A 22,063-nucleotide genomic window follows, 5' to 3' on the forward strand; every position below is an offset into this window, starting at 1 on the left:
AAAGTCAGCATAAAAAAGCCAGCTCGTAAGCTGGCTCTTGGTTTTAACAATGAATGAGTATCAACAGCGCATTATGCGTTGTTGTCCTCGTCGTCACCGTCTTTTGCTTCGTCAGCAGCATCTTCATCTTCCGGAGTATTCAGCGCAGTCTTTTCTTCACTGCCCTCTTCACCATCTAATGATTCACCATCAAGGATTTCATCATCCTCTTCCGGCTCAGCAACACGTTGCAGACCGACCACATGCTCGTCTTCAGCGGTACGGATCAGTGTCACACCTTGGGTATTTCGGCCCACGACGCTCACTTCAGATACGCGGGTGCGCACCAGTGTACCGGCATCGGTGATCATCATGATCTGGTCGGTCGGCGCCACTTGCACAGCCCCAACAACCTTACCATTACGCTCACTGACTTTAATGGAGATAACCCCTTGAGTCGCACGCGACTTAGTTGGATATTCTTCCACTGCGGTACGCTTACCATAACCGTTTTCAGTCACGGTCAGGATTTCACCATCACCTCGTGGGATGATAAGAGAAATAACCCGATCGTCGCCATTGAGGTTGATACCACGTACACCGGTCGCAGTACGGCCCATAGAACGAACCTGCGATTCAGGGAAGCGAACCACTTTACCCAATGCGGAGAACAGCATCACTTCATTGCTGCCATCGGTCAGATCGACACCGATCAGCTCATCGCCTTCATTCAGGTTGACGGCAATAATACCGGCACTGCGTGGGCGACTGAACTCGGTCAGCGCAGTTTTCTTCACAGTACCGCTGGCGGTAGCCATAAAGATGTGACGGCCTTCTTCATATTCCCGCACTGGCAGAATGGCGGTGATTCGCTCATTTGGCTCAAGCGGCAACAAGTTGACGATCGGACGACCACGCGCACCACGGCTAGCTTCCGGCAACTGATAGACTTTCATCCAATAGAGGCGGCCACGGCTGGAGAAGCACAAAATAGTATCGTGGGTGTTGGCGACCAGCAGGCGATCAATGAAGTCTTCTTCTTTGATACGGGCAGCCGACTTACCTTTACCACCACGACGCTGAGCTTCGTAATCAGTCAGTGGTTGATATTTGACATAACCCTGATGGGACAGTGTCACAACCACATCTTCCTGATTAATCAGGTCTTCAATATTAATGTCGGAGGTATTCGCAGTTATTTCTGTACGGCGCGCATCATTATATAGCTCTTTAATGGCGACTAACTCTTCGCGAATAACTTCCATCAAGCGCTCTGGGTTTTCCAGAATAAAGATCAACTCACCAATGACGGTCAGCAGCTCTTTATACTCATCCAGCAGTTTTTCATGCTCCAGACCGGTCAGTTTCTGCAAACGCAGATCCAAAATGGCCTGAGCTTGCTGCTCGGTGAGGTAATATTTGCCGTCACGGATCCCGAACTCTTCTTCCAGCCATTCAGGGCGGGCAGCATCATCACCAGCACGTTCCAGCATTGACGCGACGTTACCTAATTCCCATGGGCTGGCAATCAGGCCGGCTTTCGCTTCGGCAGGGGTTGCAGCACGGCGAATCAATTCGATAATCGGATCGATATTAGCCAATGCAATAGCCAGCGCTTCAAGGATATGCGCGCGGTCACGTGCTTTACGCAGTTCAAAAATAGTCCGACGCGTCACCACTTCACGGCGATGGCGAACAAAGGCCACCAAGATGTCTTTCAGGTTAAGCAATTTAGGCTGCCCTTGAGACAGAGCCACCATATTGATACCGAAAGTCACCTGCAATTGCGTCAGAGAGTAGAGGTTATTCAGCACCACTTCCCCAACAGCATCACGTTTGATTTCAATCACGATACGCATGCCGTCTTTATCAGACTCATCACGCAATGCACTGATGCCTTCAACGCGTTTTTCTTTGACCAGCTCGGCGATTTTCTCAATCAACCGCGCTTTGTTCACCTGATACGGGATCTCGTGAACAATAATAGTTTCACGGCCGGTTTTAGCATCAGCTTCGACTTCAGCACGGGCACGAACATAAATCTTGCCACGGCCAGTACGATAAGCTTCTTCAATACCACGGCGACCATTGATAATCGCAGCAGTTGGGAAGTCTGGCCCAGGGATGTACTCCATCAACCCTTCAATGGTGATGTTTTCATCTTCGATATAGGCCAGGCAGCCATCAATAACCTCAGAAAGGTTATGCGGCGGAATATTGGTGGCCATCCCGACGGCAATACCTGACGAGCCGTTAACCAGCAAGTTAGGGATTTTGGTTGGCATTACGGCAGGAATTTGCTCCGTACCGTCATAGTTAGGCACGAAGTCGACGGTGTCTTTTTCTAAATCCGCTAACAATTCGTGAGCAATTTTAGACATACGGATTTCGGTATAACGCATCGCTGCGGCGGAGTCGCCATCAACGGAACCGAAGTTACCCTGCCCATCCACCAGCATATAGCGCAGTGAGAACGGCTGAGCCATACGCACGATAGTGTCGTAGACCGCGCTGTCACCATGCGGGTGATATTTACCGATAACGTCCCCGACTACACGGGCCGATTTTTTGTATGGTTTATTCCAGTCATTACCCAGTACATTCATCGCAAACAGTACGCGACGGTGAACGGGCTTCAGTCCATCCCGGACATCTGGTAATGCACGTCCGACAATAACGGACATCGCGTAATCCAGATAGGAGCTTTTCAGCTCTTCCTCGATGTTGACCGGTGTTATTTCTCTGGCAAGGTCGCTCATTGAGCCGCTATCCCTCTACTAATTACCGGATTTAAAGGTACGAAACTATATCACAAAACCCTGATTTTGGCGAAACTACATGATGATTGTCGAAACTACTATTACCGCATATCGCCCCGTGTACGCCTTATAGACAAAACTGCGCCAATTGACGGGGAATATGTATAATCTGCGCAAAGAAATAAAACAGAGAGAACTCGCCATGTCTATAGAGACCACCGCCCCCCATCGTCAAGTTGCTGAACAGATAAACGTCGATGAACAAGAAATTGCTAAATTTGAAGCAGTAGCCTCCCGCTGGTGGGATTTAGAGGGTGAGTTTAAGCCTCTCCATCGTATCAACCCGCTGCGCCTTGATTATATTTTGCAGCGCGCTGGTGGTATTTTCGACAAAAAAGTGCTGGATGTCGGTTGCGGGGGCGGCATTCTGGCTGAAAGCATGGCGCATGAAGGCGCTCAGGTTACCGGGCTGGATATGGGTTATGAGCCACTACAAGTTGCGCGGCTGCATGCATTGGAAACCGGCACCAAACTCGATTATGTTCAGGAAACGGTTGAAAGCCACGCACAAAAGCACCCGCAACATTACGACGTGGTGACCTGTATGGAGATGCTCGAACACGTCCCTGACCCTGCTTCGGTTATTCGCGCCTGTGCACAATTGGTCAAACCCGGTGGGCATGTTTTCTTTTCGACCATCAACCGCAATACCAAATCCTGGCTAATGGCAGTGGTGGGCGCTGAATATATATTGAAGATAGTGCCCAAAGGCACCCATGACTCGAAAAAGTTTATTCGCCCGTCAGAGTTGATTGGTTGGGTTGACCAAACGCCACTGCGCGAACGCCATATTATTGGCTTGCATTACAACCCGATAACAGACCATTTCAAGCTGGGCCGCAATGTTGATGTGAACTATATGGTGCATACTCAACGAGAAGAAGAATAAGGCGCTGATTATTTCCTCTCAAGGAGCCAGCACTCGGCGGCTCCTTGAGGGCTGATTGCGCTTGATGTGACCATTTTTTGCGTATTAGCACACCCATTTGTTGATTTATACGCCGTCAACCATGAAATTCGACAGAAACTGTTTTTTTAAACAATAAAAACGATAAGTTATGCCATTTTTTTTCTAATGTTTAATAAACCGGCAAACGATCAAATTTTTAAGATTTTCAGTAAAATCTTATCCCCTAGAGTGACGGGAGGTGAGCGCCAGTAACGGCGCTGCTTGTGAGCCTTTCGTAACAATTCACCCCCAAGTTATCCACACAATATAGCGATTTTGTTCACTTGCCAAAAGTATCAATAATCACTATCTTGTTATCTATCCACTACCCACCCCCTATATATTGTGTTTACATACTGAACAACACACTACGCCCTCAATGATTATTTCAGTCATGGAGAGCGTTAATTTGTGCTGTGTGGACACGAAATCAGGGGAAAAAAGGTCACGAATACATGAACCAAAGCCTACTTGTTACTAAACGCGATGGCAGTAAAGAACGCATCAATCTGGATAAAATCCACCGGGTCATCGACTGGGCCGCGGAAGGTTTACATAACGTCTCAGTATCTCAAGTAGAATTGCGTTCACACATTCAGTTTTATGATGGCATTAAAACCGCTGATATCCATGAAACTATCATCAAAGCTGCTGCAGATTTGATCTCACGCGATGCACCGGATTACCAATATCTGGCGGCGCGTCTGGCTATCTTCCACCTGCGCAAAAAAGCCTATGGCCAGTTTGAGCCACCAAAATTATTCGCCCATGTGACGAAAATGGTGGATATGGGCAAATACGACAAACATCTGCTGGAAGACTACACCGCAGAAGAGTTCGAACAGATGGACACTTTCATCGACCATTGGCGCGATATGAACTTCTCCTATGCTGCGGTTAAGCAGTTGGAAGGCAAATATTTGGTGCAAAACCGCGTCAGCGGCGAGATCTATGAAAGCGCCCAATTCCTGTACATTCTGGTTTCCGCCTGCTTGTTCTCTAATTACCCGCGCGAAACCCGGATGGATTACATCAAGCGTTTCTATGATGCGATTTCTACCTTCAAGATCTCATTGCCGACGCCAATTATGTCCGGCGTGCGCACCCCAACCCGTCAGTTCAGCTCTTGTGTGTTGATTGAGTGCGGCGACAGCCTGGATTCTATCAATGCCACCTCCAGCGCCATTGTGAAATATGTGTCACAACGCGCCGGTATTGGTATCAATGCGGGCCGGATCCGAGCCCTGGGCAGCCCAATTCGCGGCGGCGAAGCTTTCCATACCGGTTGTATTCCATTCTATAAACACTTCCAAACTGCGGTGAAATCCTGCTCGCAGGGCGGTGTACGTGGCGGTGCGGCCACGTTGTTCTACCCAATGTGGCACTTGGAAGTTGAAAGCCTGTTGGTGCTGAAAAACAACCGGGGGGTTGAAGGCAACCGCGTGCGTCATATGGATTACGGCGTACAAATCAACAAACTGATGTATCAGCGCTTGCTGAAAGGCGAAGACATCACCCTGTTCAGCCCATCCGATGTTCCGGGCCTGTATGACGCGTTCTTCGCCGATCAAGACGAGTTTGAGCGCCTTTATGTCAAATACGAGCAAGATAGCAGCATCCGCAAGCAGCGCGTAAAAGCGGTTGAGTTATTCTCCCTGATGATGCAAGAGCGTGCTTCTACTGGCCGTATCTATATTCAGAATGTGGATCACTGCAACACCCACAGCCCGTTTGACCCGAAAATTGCGCCGGTGCGCCAGTCAAACCTGTGTTTAGAAATTGCCTTGCCAACCAAGCCGTTGAATGACATCAACGACGAAAATGGTGAAATCGCGCTCTGTACTTTGTCGGCGTTTAACTTGGGTGCCATTGACAGCCTTGATGATTTAGAAGACTTAGCTGTACTGGCCGTACGTGCGCTGGATGCCCTGCTCGATTATCAGGATTACCCGATTGCCGCAGCACAACGTGGTGCCATGGGCCGCCGTACCTTGGGTATCGGTGTGATTAACTTTGCTTATTATCTGGCGAAGAATGGCGTCCGTTACTCCGATGGCAGTGCCAACAATCTGACTCACCGCACCTTTGAAGCCATTCAGTACTATTTGCTGAAAGCCTCCAATGCGCTGGCCCGTGAGCAAGGCGCTTGCCAGTGGTTCAACGAAACCACCTATTCACAGGGTATTTTGCCAATTGATACCTATAAGAAAGATTTGGATACTATCAGCGACGAACCTCTGCATTACGATTGGGAAACGCTGCGTAAGGACATTCAAACTCACGGCCTGCGTAACTCCACACTGTCCGCGCTGATGCCGTCCGAGACATCCTCGCAGATCTCCAATGCCACCAATGGCATTGAACCGCCACGTGGCTATGTCAGTATCAAAGCCTCGAAAGATGGTATTCTGCGTCAGGTTGTTCCTGAATATGAGCGCCTGAAAGATGCTTATGAGCTGCTGTGGGAAATGCCAAATAACGATGGTTATCTACAATTGGTGGGTTTGATGCAGAAATTCGTCGACCAGGCAATTTCAGCGAACACTAATTACGACCCAACCCGCTTCCCGTCTGGCAAAGTACCGATGAAGCAGTTGCTAAAAGATTTGCTCACCACTTACAAATTTGGCGTAAAAACCCTTTACTATCAAAACACCCGTGATGGGGCTGATGATGTACAGGAAGATATCCAAAGTCAGCCGGGTGATGATGACTGCGAAGGCGGTGCATGTAAGATCTGATTTTGAGTTCAGGCCTGCGCGATGATAGCCAATGCATTCATCGCGCGGCCTCTTCATTTGCCCCTGAGGAAATCATGGCCTATACCACTTTTTCGCAAAATAAAAACAACCAGTTACTCGAGCCGATGTTTTTTGGTCAATCCGTCAACGTGGCGCGTTTCGACCAACAAAAACACGCTATTTTCGAAAAACTGATTGAGAAACAACTCTCGTTTTTCTGGCGTCCGGAAGAAATTGACGTCTCCCGTGATCGTATCGACTACAACGCCCTGCCAGATCACGAAAAACACATTTTTATCAGCAACCTGAAATACCAAACCTTGCTGGATTCTATTCAGGGCCGTAGCCCTAACGTGGCCTTGTTGCCGCTAGTTTCCATCCCTGAGCTGGAAACCTGGATAGAAACCTGGTCGTTTTCTGAAACTATTCACTCGCGTTCTTACACTCATATCATCCGCAATATCGTTAACGACCCTTCGATTGTTTTCGATGATATCGTGACCAACGAAGAGATCCTCAAACGCGCCAAAGATATCTCAGGGTATTACGACGATTTGATTGAGATGACCAGTTACTACCATCTGCTGGGTGAAGGTACCCATCAGGTCAATGGTAAAACCGTGGTGGTCAATCTGCGCGAGCTGAAAAAGCAGCTTTATCTGTGTGTAATGAGTGTGAATGCGCTGGAAGCTATCCGTTTCTATGTCAGTTTCGCCTGCTCCTTTGCCTTTGCCGAGCGCGAACTGATGGAAGGCAACGCCAAAATCATCAAAATGATTGCTCGCGATGAAGCCCTACATTTGACGGGCACCCAGCATATTATTAACTTAATGCGCTCAGGGGAAGATGACCCGGAAATGGCTGAAATTGCTGAAGAATGCCAGCAACAATGCTATGACCTGTTTGTTCTGGCGGCGCAACAAGAAAAAGAGTGGGCAGAATACCTGTTCCGTGACGGCTCAATGATTGGTCTGAACAAAGAGATCCTGTGCCAATATGTGGAATATATCACTAACATCCGCATGCAGGCGGTCGGTCTGGGTGTGCCATTTAATACCCGCACCAACCCAATCCCATGGATCAACTCCTGGTTAGTGTCTGATAACGTGCAGGTTGCACCGCAGGAAGTTGAAGTCAGTTCTTATCTGGTCGGCCAAATTGATTCAGAAATCAGTGCTGACGACCTGAGTGATTTCGAGCTGTAATCCATGAAGCTTATACCCAATAGATTTCGAGTTGCAGCCAGGCGGCAACTGAATGCATCCAAGGAGTTGAGATAACTCAATGACTTGGGTAAGTGATGGCAGCCAACACCGCTGCAACTTGAAAGATGACGGGGATATTGTGAAGTTGAGCACCACCGGTGCTCAACTGAATTGCCCCGCTAATAGCCGAAATTTATTAGAAACACTTGAACACCATCAGGTACAAATAGAATACCAATGCCGCTCCGGCTATTGCGGCTCTTGCCGCCTGCGCTTGCTCAAAGGCGAAGTGTGCTATTTGCAGCAACCTTTAGCTTTTATTCAGGCCGGCGAGATTCTGCCCTGTTGCTGTCAGCCAAAGGGCGATATTGAAATCGAACTTTAATCTCCCCGTCATACTTCAAGCTGCAAGCCACTGTCTTCAACTGATCCTGACTCTCGGGGATTAATGAGCCTCATCCTTGAGGCTTACCCTGCGGGCTAGCATAAATGCGGTTCAAATCGGTTCCAGACCGATTTGTTATTCAGTTGCCGCCTTCCTGCAACTCGAATTATTGAGGACATAAAAGGAATATTCCTTCTAATCGGATTTCACCTATAATCAGTAAGCTGAATAGATGATATTTTTGCATCTGGAATCAAAATCATAGGGACAAAAGATGAAAAGACTGTCAATCGCAATAACCAGTCTGTTAATGGTAGCATCGGCCAGCACTATTGCCGCTACAGAGCCACCGCTTAATCAGCAACAGCCGTTAGAGAAGATTGCGCCTTATCCCGCAGCAGAAAAAGGCATGAGCCGTCAGGTCATTTTCCTCGATCCACAAGAAGATGAAAACCGCTTCAAAGTGGAATTACTGATCGGAAAAACTATTGAAGTTGACTGCAACCGCCATATGCTCAGTGGCAATCTGGAAACCAGAACCTTATCGGGCTGGGGTTTTGATTACCTGGTGATGGATAAAATCTCAGAACCTGCCTCTACCATGATGGCGTGCTCAGATAACACTCGTCGCCCGCAATTTATTGCCGCTAATCTGGGTGACGCCGCCATGCAGCGTTATAACAGCCGCCTGCCAATCGTGGTTTATGTACCACAGGGGGTTGATGTGAAATACCGGATTTGGGAAGCTGGCAACGAAGTCAGAAATGCGCAAGTGAAATAATCCACACGAACACCGGAAAAGGCTGACTCGGCCTTTTTCGGTGTTGTGTTACAGCCCCTCAGTGAAAATTACAAAATCTCAACCACCTCCAGCCAACCGTGCTGTCCACAAACTGGGCTGCCTTTCAGCCAACGGCGCAGCATATCTAAGGCCAGCATAGCACTGCTTTCTTGGCGGATACGCAAACTATGGCGGCTGGCCTGATAAGCTACCGTCTGGGCAAAAGTCCCTTCAGGGGTATGCAGCGCAATACTCAGGCGATCGTTTTGCATGGCACTCACTGCCAATACCACCTGCGCACCACATAACATCGATAATGATTGCGCACGGCCAGCAACCTCGTTTAATGATTCCTGACAATGCGCCGGTAACAGCTCGCCTCCCGCCAAAGGTGCGGCGGCGCTTTGTAACTGCCAGTGCAGCAACCCACCGGTAAATTGTTCGCTGACAGCTAATAACAGCCCGCGTTGAGTCAATTGCTCAGTCAGCAACGCCGGTAAGCCTCGCGTGCCTTCAAATATTGTGCTATCGCCCGCTACCGCCTTGACCTGTTGCCAAACCGCCTCCATCGCCGATTGTTGCGAAGCTGGCCCGGTGAGCTTCAATTCAATAATGGGAGCGGATGAGCGATAGCCCAGCACCGCGCCGTCCGGGAGCGGCAGTGAGTCTAACTCAAGTGCCAGATCACTTTCCGAGCGGCCAAAGGTGGTCATTCGCAAACATAATGGCGGTTCTGCCACATCAAAATGTTGACGTAAACGCGGCATAATCTGCTGTTCAACCATCACTTTAAATTCAGACGGTACACCTGGGGTGAAAAACATCAAACATTTATTGAGCTGTAAAGCAAAACCACAAGCGGTGCCGACCGGGTTATCCAGCATTTCGGCATTCGCCGGAATATGCGCTTGTTTACGGTTAGTCGATGACATCACGCGGCCGCGCTCTTGAAAGAAAGCCTCCATCCGCGCAATCCATTCTGGATGCTCGATAAGCTCCGTCCCGGCAGCGCGCGCCGCGGCCAAAGCACTCAAGTCGTCACTGGTCGGCCCCAGACCACCATTAACAATCAGCACATCAGCAACCTGGCTCCGCTCCGTCAACACCTCAATAAGAGCGGAAAGCGAGTCACCGACAGTTTCCCGGCTGCTGATTGGCAAACCCTGATTAAATAAATAATCTGCCAGCCATGCGGCGTTGGTATCAATAATCTGCCCATGCAGCACTTCATCTCCGGTACTCAACATTTCAACTCTGATCATTTTCTTCTCCGTTGCTGCCCATGCATTTACTTTATGAATCTGATTACATAAACACAACGTTTATCCATCATCAGAATGATGAGCCCCAATGAAAGGCGATTTTCAATGCCCCATCTACGTAATTATAAGTTTACATCCATCGTAACGCTTGTTTGACACAAATATGCCAATCCATTATCCTCTTTTGCTCAATAATTCCAATAAATCGTCATGTAGTAGAGGAAAGCGTGAAGAATCGCACTCTGGGCAGTATATTTATCGTTGCGGGTACCACTATTGGTGCTGGTATGCTGGCAATGCCGCTGGCGGCGGCGGGAGTCGGTTTCGGCGTCACCCTCGCACTATTAGTTTTTCTTTGGGTATTAATGTGTTACACCGCATTACTCTTGGTAGAAGTCTATCAGCACGAAGCGGCAGATACTGGGCTTGGTACTTTAGCTAAGCGCTATCTCGGCAATCGGGGGCAATGGCTCACCGGTTTCAGCATGATGTTTTTGATGTATGCGCTGACTGCCGCCTACATCAGTGGTGCAGGCGAGCTACTGGCAACCAGCATCAGCCAATGGACTCAGCAATCATTCCCCACTTATCTCGGTGTATTATTGTTTACACTGGTTGCTGGTGGGGTGGTGTGTATTGGCACCCACTCTGTGGACTTATTTAACCGCATTCTATTCAGCGCCAAAATTATCTTTCTGATAGTCATGCTGTCATTGATGATGCCGCATATCGAAAAAACCAACTTATTGACCTTGCCGCTGGAACAAGGGTTAGCGCTTTCTGCTATCCCAGTCATTTTCACTTCATTTGGCTTCCATGGCAGCGTGCCAAGTATTGTCAATTATATGGGCGGGAATATTCGCAAACTGCGCTGGGTGTTTATTATCGGCAGTGCGATCCCATTAATTGCGTATATTTTCTGGCAGTTAGCGACATTAGGGGCAATTTCCTCCCCTACTTTTGTCGGAATATTAGCCCAGCAAGCCGGGTTGAATGGGTTATTACAAGCTGTGCGCGATGTGGTGGCCTCACCCCATGTTGAGCTGGCCGTTCACCTGTTTGCCGATTTAGCGCTGGCAACCTCATTCTTGGGGGTCGCTCTGGGGCTGTTTGATTATCTGGCTGATTTATTTAAACGCCGCAACTCAGTGCGGGGCCGCCTGCAAACCGGCGCAATCACCTTTGTGCCACCACTGCTGTTTGCGCTGTTTTACCCGCGTGGTTTTATTATGGCGCTGGGCTTTGCCGCTGTCGCCTTATCGGTATTAGCCTTAATCCTACCGGCAATGTTGGCGTGGAAAGCACGTAAAGTCCATCGGGGTAATTACCGCGTTTGGGGCGGGAAACCGGCACTGGCAGCGGTATTTGCCTGTGGCGTGCTGGTGATTGGTATTCAGGTGGGGATTGTTACTGGCGCATTACCGGCTGTTGGGTAATTCAGTCCGCCAATACAACAAGGGCGCATATCCTGTCAGGAATGCGCCCTTTTGAAACAGTGTTAAATCAGAATGCTAAACCTGCGCCGATATACACCCCATCCGCCAGGCGGTTATCGCGGTGCCCTTCTTTACCTTCCATATTGATATAGCGATAGCCGACATCAACAGTCAGCGGGCGGAATACATTCCAACGCAGGCCACCATTGGCTTCACTATAGGATTTCATCCCACTGGTCAGCTCTTCTGGCGCGAAATAACCCTCGCCGTATAAGCTGAATGACTTGTTGATTGGGTAAGTTAACCCGCCGCCAATCGCTATCGCACCACCATTGCTGCCATCTTCCGGTGACATATAAATGCCTTTCCCGCCGACAGTCGCCATCATGGGGCCAATAGGTAAATTGAAGCCCAAGCCCATGCCGTAGATATCACCATCATGGTCACTGCGGGCCCAGTTACCACTGATAGCCAAACCGCCGGTATTAGTGCCAAGGCCGAACCCTAAATTGGTGTAATGACGCCCAGTCTCAGCGTTAAAACTAATTGCACTGGCTGAACCTGCTACAAACAGCAAGCTGGCAGCGCAGGCGATTAAATGCTTCTTCATATTATTCTCTCATTATTCGTGATGTCACCCGTGACCTACTGTTGGCCGACAGATTTTCCTGTACCGAGTTTAACCGAAAAAAATAGCATGAACACACGGAAAAACCGATTAAATACCACAGTATTTCAAATGATTGTAAATCATTATGCCATTAAAGTGGCTTATGCAAACAATGATAACGATAAGGCGTGCCTATTTGCTGAATGCCGCTAATAAGGCTACAACTAGTGTGGAGATCAAGGAATAACTCGCTGATGTTGTTTAAGTTATTATTTTACCAATCAGGCTTTTGGCGAAATGTAATGCTTTAAAACACCCGACAAGCAATCAATTCAACAGCAATACTGGAGAAAATGATGAGCAAAAAGAAAGGATTAACCACTGCAGCTGGCGCCCCCGTCGTTGATAATAATAATGTCGTCACTGCTGGCCGACGTGGCCCCATGTTACTGCAAGATGTCTGGTTCCTGGAAAAACTCGCCCATTTCGATCGTGAAGTTATCCCTGAACGCCGCATGCATGCTAAAGGTTCTGGCGCTTACGGTACATTTACTGTCACTCACGACATCACCCGATATACGCGCGCAAAAATTTTCGCCGAGATAGGCAAACAAACTGAAATGTTTGTGCGTTTCTCAACCGTGGCGGGCGAGCGCGGGGCCGCCGATGCCGAACGTGATATTCGTGGCTTTGCGATGAAATATTACACCGAGGAAGGCAATTGGGATTTGGTCGGCAATGATACACCGGTATTCTATTTACGTGACCCATTGAAATTCCCGGATCTGAACCACGTCGTGAAACGCGACCCGCGTACCAACCTGCGCAACCCGACTTATAAATGGGATTTCTTCTCCCAGCTTCCTGAATCTCTGCACCAACTCACTATTGATTTCAGTGACCGCGGCCTACCAAAATCTTATCGCCATATGCACGGATTCGGCAGTCATACCTTCAGTTTTATCAATGCCGCCAATGAGCGTTTTTGGGTTAAATTCCATTTCCGCTGCCAGCAAGGCATTGAAAACCTGATGGATGATGAGGCTGAAAAACTGGTTGGGACCGATCGTGAAAGCTCCCAACGTGATCTGTATGAAGCAATCGAACGCGGTGATTTCCCGCGCTGGAACCTACAAATTCAGGTGATGCCAGAGCATGAAGCATCACAAACCCCGTATAACCCATTTGACCTAACCAAAGTGTGGCCGCACGGCGATTATCCGCTGATTGATGTCGGTTTCTTCGAACTGAACCGCAATCCAGAAAACTATTTTGCTGAAGTAGAACAAGCCGCATTCAACCCTGCCAACGTGGTGCCGGGGGTAAGTTTCTCTCCTGACCGTATGTTGCAAGGCCGTCTGTTCTCCTACGGTGACGCCGCGCGTTATCGCTTAGGGGTGAATCATCATCAAATCCCAGTGAACAGTGCCAAATGCCCGTTCCATAATTATCACCGTGACGGCGCTATGCGCGTTGATGGTAACAGTGGCAATGGGGCAACTTACGAGCCAAACAGTTTTGGTTTATTCCAGGAACAACCTGATTTCAGTGAGCCACCATTAACGCTGGAAGGGGCCGCAGATCACTGGAATCACCGTGAAGATACTGATTATTTCTCTCAGCCACGGGCGCTATTCAACTTACTTAGTGCAGAGGAGCATCAGCGGATGTTCGCCCGTATTGCCGGTGAGTTATCACAAGTTCCTGAGGAAATTCAACGCCGTCAGGTAGCATTATTTACACAAGTTCACCCTGATTATGGTGACGGTGTGAAGAAGGCTCTTGGGTTAAATTAGCGTTTTTGTTTATTACTATTAGGTCAGAGGGGGCGGTTGTTAATTAGGTAGTCGGGTTCGGTTGTTAAAGCAACTGAGTTTACTTAACCTCCGTAGCCTCAACCGGTCAAGGGTGTGTAAGCGCACACCCTTGACAATCCCACGCTTGCGCACGTATCGCTTGTCCACTACGTGGATTCCCTCACTCATCATTTCGCTGACGGGACGGCTATTATAGCCTCTTCGAGGCTACCCTCCGGGCCAACGCAAGCGTTGTTCAAAACAGCTTCGCAGTGTTGTCGCGGGTCTCTCCGCGTGACGCCTAAATCCGGCGTCCATGCCGGATTTCCCTTGCTACACTCTTCACTCGGCTGCTCAAATGTGCTTTTAACGTCAAAACCTAAAACCGTGGTTTTGAATTGGCTTTTGGCTTTTGACGTTGAAGCGCAATCAGGAATATTGCCGACAAGGAGGAGGGTAGAGTGAGCGGGCAAGGACGCCCATCGCGCTGGCTCGTCAGCCCGAAAGACGCAGGAGGTTTACCCGCAGGGCAATATTTCGCGCCAGCGCAGGGGTTCCAAGGGGGTTACGCGCTTGTAACCCCTTTGGCGGTTGAGGCGATGGAGATTAAGTGAGCCGTGAAGTTTTAACAACCGAACCCAATTAACCCAATCACCCATTGAATTCAATTCAACGTAACCACCCAATCAGCCACACTCCGCCGCGAGATCTTAATCCCGCCATTTTTAAGCTCCACCGGTAAGCGGTAAAAGGCCACCGGGCGCTGGAATATTGCCAACTGCGGCGCTAACCAGTTCGCTAAAACGGCATCATCCACCGCCTCATCAGCATCAATCACCGCCACGGGCCGCTGACCAAATTCTGTGTCCGCGACAGGAATAACAAAAGCTTGCTGCACCCCCGGATACTGCAACAAAACGCGTTCAATATCCTCGGGTTGAATACCCTCGCCACCACTGAAAAACAGATTATCCAACCGCCCAAGAATCCGCAGTTCGCCTTGTTGCCATTCACCACGGTCACGGGTATGGAACCAACCATCGCTGTCGGTTATGGGTTGCAACTGACCCTGTCGCCAATAACCGGCGGCCAGACAATCTGCTTTCACCCACACTTCACCGTCAACCAGCTTCACTTGCCGCCTTTCTAGCGGGATACCCACGCCGGTTAAACCATCCGCGCGTTTAGCACACACCGTCGAGGCTAATTCCGTCAGACCATAACCGCACCAGCAGCGAACCCCACGGGCTTCAGCTTGCGCGGTCAGCGCAGTTGGAATAGTCGCGCCCCCCAGCAACACTTCTTTTAAGGTGAGCGCTTGGTCTGCACTCGCCAACAAACGCCAAAGTTGGGTTGGCACCAGTGAAGCATGGCTGCACCCAACCAGCGCGTCAGATAGCGGCATCCCCGCTTGCATCACTAAGCCCGCGCCAGCACTTAACCAGCGCCAAACAATGCCCTGCCCCGAGACATGAAACAGCGGTAATGACAGCAACCAACTGTCATTAGCGGTAAAATTCATCAATCGTAATACGCCGTGAGCGCTGGCAAGGTGGGCAGCCAATGTGTGTACCGCCGCTTTGGGTAGGCCAGAGGAACCAGAGGTCAGTGTCATGGTCGCCAGCCGTTGGCTATCCCAGTTCACAAAGTCTGGCGCGCCAGGTTCAGTATTGAAATCCAACGGGATGAAGCTGAGTTGCGCGGGCAGCGGTTCGGAAAAATTCAGCATAAAATCAATAGCTAACTGCGGCAGGAGTTGTGCTAGCAATGGCTCGGGTAATTGCGGATTGAGCGGTAAAACGCGCGCGCCGCACTGCAAGGCCGCCAAATAGCCCAGCAGCAGTGAATCACTGTTTTTGCCCCGCAGCACGATACTACAGCCGGGAATCACCCCCTGCTGTTGAAACCCCGCCGCCAGATTATCAATCTCAGTGGCTAATTGTTGCCAACTGATCCGTTGCGACCCCGAACGAATAGCTGTCGCCCGAGGTTGCAGATTGGCCCAGTGCTGCCATGGAAATAAATTCCCCCCAAGCCAATCCTCTAGCGGTGCCATAGCACGTCCAGTTGATCGGTTGTCACCAATGGCAGAGCGCTGTCCGGCCACTGACGAACAACTTGCGCTTGCATCAAGTTCAAGGTGTCCAGCCCCGGCACGGTTGCTGGAGTTAACCAAGCCGCCAGTCGGGCCAGTTGAGTCAATCCCAAACTCGACTCAATGCTCGAGCTGATAACCGCCACCAACCCCGCTTGATGCGCTTGCTGCACCAATTGCTGGCAGCGGGCGATACTGCCCACCAGCATCGGTTTGATGACAATCGCCGCCACACCGGGCTCGGCTTCTACCTTGAAATCCGCCTCGCGCACACTTTCATCCCAGGCGATAGCAATGCCAGTGTCACGGGCAAATTCACGGGATTCGGCGCGGGTTTTGCAGGGTTCTTCCAAAAACGCAATGCGGGAGCGCAGTTCGGGGTTCACATACTTGGCAAAACCCTCGGCTTTAGCACGTGTCCAACTGCGATTGGCATCTAATCGCAAGGTTAAATCCGGCAAGGCTTCCAGCAGCACATTGACAATCATGCCATCACGCACTGCTTCATACAGCCCGACTTTCACCTTGGCGACTTTCTCGCCCGGCAAAGCCTGTAACACGGCAAACAGCTCGTCTGGATCACCAGTACACAGCGGAGCTTTGCGGTAATCCGCCGTCAGCGGCAATAATTCTGCAAGCTCCGCCAGCGCGCAACTGAGGCCAAAGGCCACGGAAGGCAATACGCTGAGTTCCGGCTGTTCGCCATTGACCCAGCGCTGTAACTCGGTGATAGCACCAGCTTGCGCCTCTGCCAAGGTTTCCTGACTGAACTCCGGCAAGGGCGCAATCTCCCCCCAGCCGGTCTGCTCGCCTTGCTGCAATTTAACCAACAATCCATCGCGGCTTTTTAGCCGCTGATGGCGCAGTATCACCCCCGCTTCCATCGGGATGCTATAGCGGTAGAGTGTGGCCGCGCGCATTACGGATTACGCTTGAATTTGCTGAAGTCTGGCTGGCGTTTCTCATTAAATGCATTGCGCCCCTCCTGACCTTCCTCGGTCATATAGAACAGCATGGTGGCGTTGCCCGCCAGCTCTTGCAGGCCCGCTTGACCATCGCAATCGGCATTCAATGCCGCTTTCAAGCAGCGCAGTGCCATCGGGCTGTTTTCCAGCATTTCACGGCACCAGCGCACTGTCTCTTTTTCCAGATCAGCGACGGGCACCACGGTATTCACTAGCCCCATATCCAATGCTTGTTTAGCATCATACTGGCGGCATAAGAACCAGATTTCGCGCGCTTTTTTCTGGCCGACAATGCGCGCCATATAGGCCGCACCCCAGCCGCCGTCGAATGAACCGACTTTTGGCCCGGTCTGACCAAAAATGGCATTATCAGCCGCCACAGTGAGGTCGCACATCATATGCAATACATGCCCGCCGCCAATAGAATAACCGGCAACCATTGCTACAATAGGTTTCGGACAGGTGCGGATCTGGCGCTGGAAATCCAGCACATTCAGATGATGAGTCCCGCTGGCATCCTGATAGCCGCCGTAGTCGCCACGAACTTTCTGATCACCACCGGAGCAGAAAGCTTTGTCGCCCTCGCCAGTCAAAATGATGACGCCGATATTGTCATCATAACGAGCATCCGCCAGCGCCTGAATCATTTCTTTCACCGTCAATGGGCGGAATGCATTACGCACATGAGGGCGGTTGATGGTGATCTTGGCGATCCCATCACTGGATTTGTGATAGCGAATATCTTCAAATCCGGCGGAGCAATCCTGCCAGTCAATCGCGGCGTACAGTTGTTCTTCGCTCGGATAAAGCATAATAAGCATTCCTTTAACGGGTAAATGATAAATATGAAGACTGCGACAAAAACGACAGCACCTGTGCAGCAAATGCGCCGGGGTTCGCCCGATGAGCATTGTGTCCGGCACGGGCCAGTGTTCGTAATGGCAATGTATATTGATGAGCTAATTGCTGGAATTTGTGGTCGCGCTCACCACACAGATAAGTGTACGGGACGCGAAGCTGTTGCAGCGCCGGTAGCAACCAAGGCTGATGCCCAAGTGAGGTGGCTTCCAGCATATCAGCCACCGCTGGGCCATAATTATTGGCGCGCACCGCCACCCATTGCTCACGCTGTTGTGGCGCTAAGTCAGCAAATACCTCCTGCTGATACCAGTCGGTGAGCACTTGTGGCAAAGGTTCATGGCGAAAGCGCTCTGCCCATTGGCTATCTTGCTGAAAGCGCGCTTCTCGCCGCTCATCACTTTCCAGCCCAAGGTTGCCCCCTTCGACCAATAGCCCTTGCAAGCCAACAGGGTTGCCATAACCCGCATGAAACATCGCGATTCTGCCGCCTAAAGAATAGCCCGCCAGCCAATATTCGCGAATGCCATTAGCTTGCAATGTTTCACTTAACTGGCGGCTGATATCTTCAAAGCCACGGGTGGTCAGGGCCACCGATTTGCCATGGCCCGGCAAATCGACCAGCAGTGAGGGAATGTCGCCGCATAATTGTGCAACGGGCAGCCAATCCTCGCCGCTTCCCAACAAACCATGCAGCCATACCAGCCACGGCCCGCTATATTGCTGCGCCGAAGATTGGGAATGCGGGCTGAGTTTCCGGCATGCCAGCGTCATAATTGGGCCACCTGTTGCGCCAGTTGTTGCAGGGTTTCTGCCCCTTGACTCGGCGGCACCTGTATTTCAATCAGTGTGACACCGCCGTGGTGCCAGCATTGTTCTACCTGTTGCTGGAGCATCAGCCAGCTCTCTGGGCGGGCATAACCTAAACCAAACATCGCGGCGGCATGCTCAAAACTCACATTTTGCGGCATGCAATAAAAACGCTGGCGGTCGGCCTCTGGGGTTGGCAGCAGAGAGAAAATCTGCCCGCCATTATTGTTCACCACCAACAACACCATGGGGGCGGAACTTTGGCGCAATAAGGCCAGCGCATTAAGGTCATAGAGGGCGGATAAATCCCCGACAATAGCCAGCGTCGGCTTGGCGGTGGCGCGCTGGACACCGGCGGCGGTCGACAGCAAACCATCAATGCCACTGGCACCGCGGTTGCTGTAAACCGGGTAGCCCGCCGGTAATTGACCAAGTGCATCAATCAAGCGGACAATCAAGCTGTTACCGACAAAAAGCTGCCCATTTTCGGGTAATAATTCAGCCAGCAGATGGGCCACCGCCGCCTCACTGAATTGTTCGTTCAGCGCCTCAGCGACATGAGCATGAGCGTTTTCCGACAATAAAATAAGTTCGCCAGCCCAAGGGGTGCGGCGCTGTGCCGGGTGTTGCTTCAGCCATTCATTCACCGGAGAAATAATTCTGCGCCCACGATGATTCGCGGGATCAAGGCGGCCCGGTAAGTTATCGACCAGCCAGTATTCTTGCGGCTGGCATTGCTCTTGCCATTGCAACAGGTGCTTGCCGGTCAGGCTGCTGCCAAACTGCAAGACAATCTGCGCCTGCGCCAGCACGCGCTGCGCATCGGGATCCTGGAGCCACAACTCCGCACAAGGTAGCGGCTGGCCGGTCTGTGAGAGCACATCACCAATCAATGACCAGCCGAGTAATTCTGCCCATTCCGCTAGCTGTTCCCCCTCTTCTGCGCTCATGCGCCCGGCAATAATAACCCCGCGCTTTTGACGCCAGACAAACCAGTCAGCTTGCTGAATTTGCGGCAAATAACCGGATTGGCGCAGCCAAGGATGGCAATCTTGCCACCAGTCCCCCAAGGTCGCAGACCAGTCAGCATAAAGTTGCTCATCGCCGCCATACAGCGGTTCAGCAAACGGGCAGTTAATATGCAGCCCGCCATGGTGTAATTGCGCCATGGCACTGTCGATAGTGGAAACCAGCCAACGGGCGGGAATATCCGGTGTTGGCCGGGGTAAATTAAGGCTGACCGTCGGGTGGCTGGCAAACAGCCCTTGCTGACGAATGGCCTGATTAGCACCACAATCAATCAATTCCGGCGGGCGATCGGCGGTCAATAAAATCAGGCGCTCACCGGTCAATCCAGCTTCAATTAAGGCCGGATAAAGGTTGGCCGCTGCCGTGCCGGACGTGACAATCACCGCCACCGGCTCAGTTGACGCTTTTGCTAACCCTAATGCCAGATGCCCTAAGCCGCGCTCATCAAAATGGGTATGGCAAACCAGTGAGGGATTGGCCGCCGCCGCTAAGGTTAGCGGTGTCGAACGGGAACCCGGTGCAATACAAATATGACGCACACCGTGGCGACTTAACGCCTCCAGTAGCAATGCCGCCCAACGACGGTTAAAAACGCTTGTCGACATGGTTCGCCCAAAAGTCAGTTAACAGACACTGCGATCCAGATAATCAGCATGAGGAAGATGTTTTCCTCTGAAAAAGCCCGGAGTGACTGATTAATAGTAAAATTTTTATCGTTATCTACCCAAAACCGCCATAGGAGCCATCATTCGACCACATGGTAAGTGCGGTTATTTACTCTATTTTAGGATTATAATTATTAGTCAGCAAGGTATGTAACCCCGCCGATTTATTGTTAATTTCCTGCCATTCCTGCTCAGCATCCGAACCGGCGACAATACCGGCACCGGCATACAGATGAATTTGTCTCTCTTCCAGCCATGCCGAACGCAATGTCACCGTGAATTCGGTTTGTTTCAGGGAAAGATAGCCCGCCGAACCGGCATACCAGCCACGAGAAAAAGGCTCATTTTCGCTAATAAACTGGCGGGCAACATTGCGTGGCAGCCCAGCCACCGCTGCCGTCGGTTGCAGTCGCTGTAGGCAATCAGCATCATTGGCGCGGTTAAGCTGCGCATGAATACGGCGGCGCAAATGTTGCACTTTTCGCAAGCGGATGATTTCTGGTGGCATCACATCCACCGCCACTACCCCGCCTTGTAAGCGCTGGCATATATCATCGACCACCAGCAAATTTTCGCGCTGATTTTTTTCATCATGCATTAACCAATCAGCCAACTCAGCGGCTTGCGCGGTGTCGTCATCGTTTGACGCGGTGCCCGCCAAAGCTTCTGTTTCCAGGTGGTGAAGCTGGCGCAAATACAGGCGCTCAGGGCTGGAACCCAAAAATGCCCGCGAATCATCAAAACGCAGCATAAAGTGGAAACAGTGGTGGTTGACCTGGCGGCTGGCGGCCATAAAAGCCGTGCAAGAGAGCGGTTTATCCAGTTGCAAGCGGGTCGCCCGCGCCAGCACCACTTTCTCCATTTTTTGCTGCTCAATATCGCCCAATGCCCGCTCAATAAGGCGGCTCCACTGTGGGTATTCCGGCATATGGCTGGCATCTTCAACTACCACGTCCAATGTGGGCAGGGGCTTGGCGGCAACCAATTGGTCAATAAAAGCGATGGCGAGCAGTGCGTCTTGCGCGAGGGAATAGTCACTCACCAGATTAAGGGTCAAATGGGTATGATTACCGCGCCGCAAAATTTCAATGCGCGGTAAAAACAAGAAACTGGTCTGGGTTTGCTGCGGGGCTTCAGCGGCGGGCGCGACAATATGTGCTGTTTCAACAATAATAGTGACCGGCTCAAACGCATTCAGCCCCCAAATGCGTAACCCTGTCACTGCACTATTTTGTTGGATAATACCATGCTGCCGGATAAATTGGTCCGCCGCTTGCGCATCGTTAAATTGCCGGGTTTGACCACAGACCGCCGCCTCTTCATGGCCATCGCGATGATACCAATAGAATTGAGGAAAATGGTCTTGTGCGGCAAGCCACTCAAGCAATTGATTACCCACCTGCCCCGGTGCGGGCAAGGTAATTTGCCGAATACCCGCCTGGTCAGGGAAGCCGGCGCGTAACTTTTGCCGTAATTCACCCAACAAACCAGAAAGTTGCTTCACGACCACCTCGGCAAATCAACAGAAAGAGTGGGATTATACGGGCCGTGAATAATAAGAAAAGTCAGATTGAAAAGTTATTGTGAGTTATCACACTAATCTTTGATGTCGACGCAAATCTTTACCTCTTAATAGGGGGAGTTAATAGAGGGAGTTAATAGAGGGAAAGGGTGCAAA

17 protein-coding genes are annotated in these 22,063 nt (G+C 50.8%); 8 read left to right on the forward strand and 9 right to left on the reverse strand.

Features of this window, described 5'->3' with window-relative positions; all coding sequences use genetic code 11:
* Positions 1–71: 71 nt before the first annotated feature.
* Complete coding sequence (gene gyrA, locus DX162_RS20500) at positions 72–2,738, reverse strand: DNA topoisomerase (ATP-hydrolyzing) subunit A (protein WP_004389431.1); 2,667 nt, start codon at positions 2,736–2,738, stop codon at positions 72–74.
* A gap of 202 nt (positions 2,739–2,940) precedes the next feature.
* Between gyrA and ubiG the strand changes: the two genes are divergently transcribed.
* The 5 genes from ubiG to eco all read left to right on the forward strand — a co-directional run bounded on the left by ubiG (position 2,941) and on the right by eco (position 8,859).
* Positions 2,941–3,687 (forward strand): bifunctional 2-polyprenyl-6-hydroxyphenol methylase/3-demethylubiquinol 3-O-methyltransferase UbiG, encoded by a 747-nt coding sequence (gene ubiG, locus DX162_RS20505; RefSeq protein ID WP_032819456.1) that lies wholly within the window; start codon positions 2,941–2,943, stop codon positions 3,685–3,687.
* A 515-nt stretch (positions 3,688–4,202) separates the two neighbouring features.
* A complete protein-coding gene (gene nrdA, locus DX162_RS20510; protein WP_004389429.1) occupies positions 4,203–6,488 on the forward strand; it encodes a class 1a ribonucleoside-diphosphate reductase subunit alpha in 2,286 nt (761 codons plus the stop codon).
* 74 nt (positions 6,489–6,562) lie between these two features.
* The gene (gene nrdB, locus DX162_RS20515) at positions 6,563–7,693 is read left to right on the forward strand and encodes a class Ia ribonucleoside-diphosphate reductase subunit beta (protein WP_032819455.1); all 1,131 of its coding nucleotides are present in this window, start codon (positions 6,563–6,565) and stop codon (positions 7,691–7,693) included.
* A 79-nt stretch (positions 7,694–7,772) separates the two neighbouring features.
* A complete protein-coding gene (gene yfaE, locus DX162_RS20520; RefSeq protein ID WP_004389427.1) occupies positions 7,773–8,078 on the forward strand; it encodes a class I ribonucleotide reductase maintenance protein YfaE in 306 nt (101 codons plus the stop codon).
* Between the two features lie 274 nt (positions 8,079–8,352).
* The gene (gene eco, locus DX162_RS20525) at positions 8,353–8,859 is read left to right on the forward strand and encodes a serine protease inhibitor ecotin (RefSeq protein ID WP_032819382.1); all 507 of its coding nucleotides are present in this window, start codon (positions 8,353–8,355) and stop codon (positions 8,857–8,859) included.
* Between the two features lie 68 nt (positions 8,860–8,927).
* On the opposite strand, the gene DX162_RS20530 is transcribed toward eco, so the two are convergent.
* Positions 8,928–10,121 carry a nicotinamide mononucleotide deamidase-related protein YfaY gene (locus tag DX162_RS20530; protein WP_032819381.1) on the reverse strand — a complete coding sequence of 398 codons (1,194 nt, stop codon included), beginning with the start codon at positions 10,119–10,121 and terminating at the stop codon, positions 8,928–8,930.
* 227 nt (positions 10,122–10,348) lie between these two features.
* Between DX162_RS20530 and tyrP the strand changes: the two genes are divergently transcribed.
* Positions 10,349–11,557 (forward strand): tyrosine transporter TyrP, encoded by a 1,209-nt coding sequence (tyrP, locus tag DX162_RS20540; protein WP_004389423.1) that lies wholly within the window; start codon positions 10,349–10,351, stop codon positions 11,555–11,557.
* 67 nt (positions 11,558–11,624) lie between these two features.
* Here the strand turns inward: tyrP and DX162_RS20545 are convergent, their stop codons facing one another.
* Entirely contained in the window at positions 11,625–12,167 is a 543-nt protein-coding gene (locus DX162_RS20545) for a YfaZ family protein (RefSeq protein WP_004389422.1), read from the reverse strand.
* A gap of 356 nt (positions 12,168–12,523) precedes the next feature.
* Between DX162_RS20545 and DX162_RS20550 the strand changes: the two genes are divergently transcribed.
* Both DX162_RS20550 and DX162_RS22380 read left to right on the forward strand, forming a co-directional pair.
* Positions 12,524–13,963 (forward strand): catalase, encoded by a 1,440-nt coding sequence (locus DX162_RS20550; RefSeq protein ID WP_172439424.1) that lies wholly within the window; start codon positions 12,524–12,526, stop codon positions 13,961–13,963.
* A 461-nt stretch (positions 13,964–14,424) separates the two neighbouring features.
* A complete protein-coding gene (locus tag DX162_RS22380) occupies positions 14,425–14,577 on the forward strand; it encodes a hypothetical protein (protein WP_004389419.1) in 153 nt (50 codons plus the stop codon).
* 50 nt (positions 14,578–14,627) lie between these two features.
* On the opposite strand, the gene menE is transcribed toward DX162_RS22380, so the two are convergent.
* From menE to menF, 6 genes are all read right to left on the reverse strand, one after another.
* The gene (gene menE / locus DX162_RS20560) at positions 14,628–16,019 is read right to left on the reverse strand and encodes an o-succinylbenzoate--CoA ligase (RefSeq protein WP_032819378.1); all 1,392 of its coding nucleotides are present in this window, start codon (positions 16,017–16,019) and stop codon (positions 14,628–14,630) included.
* A complete protein-coding gene (gene menC, locus DX162_RS20565) occupies positions 16,007–16,978 on the reverse strand; it encodes an o-succinylbenzoate synthase (protein WP_004389417.1) in 972 nt (323 codons plus the stop codon). Before menC ends, menE begins: the two co-directional genes overlap by 13 nt.
* Positions 16,978–17,835, reverse strand: a complete 858-nt coding sequence (gene menB, locus DX162_RS20570) for a 1,4-dihydroxy-2-naphthoyl-CoA synthase (protein WP_032819376.1) — start codon at positions 17,833–17,835, stop codon at positions 16,978–16,980. The genes menC and menB overlap by 1 nt, the downstream gene beginning before the upstream one ends.
* A 13-nt stretch (positions 17,836–17,848) precedes the next feature.
* Complete coding sequence (menH, locus tag DX162_RS20575; protein ID WP_032819375.1) at positions 17,849–18,655, reverse strand: 2-succinyl-6-hydroxy-2,4-cyclohexadiene-1-carboxylate synthase; 807 nt, start codon at positions 18,653–18,655, stop codon at positions 17,849–17,851.
* The gene (gene menD, locus DX162_RS20580) at positions 18,652–20,325 is read right to left on the reverse strand and encodes a 2-succinyl-5-enolpyruvyl-6-hydroxy-3-cyclohexene-1-carboxylic-acid synthase (protein WP_004389415.1); all 1,674 of its coding nucleotides are present in this window, start codon (positions 20,323–20,325) and stop codon (positions 18,652–18,654) included. The genes menH and menD overlap by 4 nt, the downstream gene beginning before the upstream one ends.
* Positions 20,326–20,494: 169 nt before the next feature.
* Positions 20,495–21,889, reverse strand: a complete 1,395-nt coding sequence (gene menF / locus DX162_RS20585; protein ID WP_032819374.1) for an isochorismate synthase MenF — start codon at positions 21,887–21,889, stop codon at positions 20,495–20,497.
* Between the last annotated feature and the right edge of the window lie 174 nt (positions 21,890–22,063).

The organism is Yersinia kristensenii (assembly GCF_900460525.1).
Taxonomy (GTDB): Bacteria; Pseudomonadota; Gammaproteobacteria; order Enterobacterales; family Enterobacteriaceae; genus Yersinia; species Yersinia kristensenii.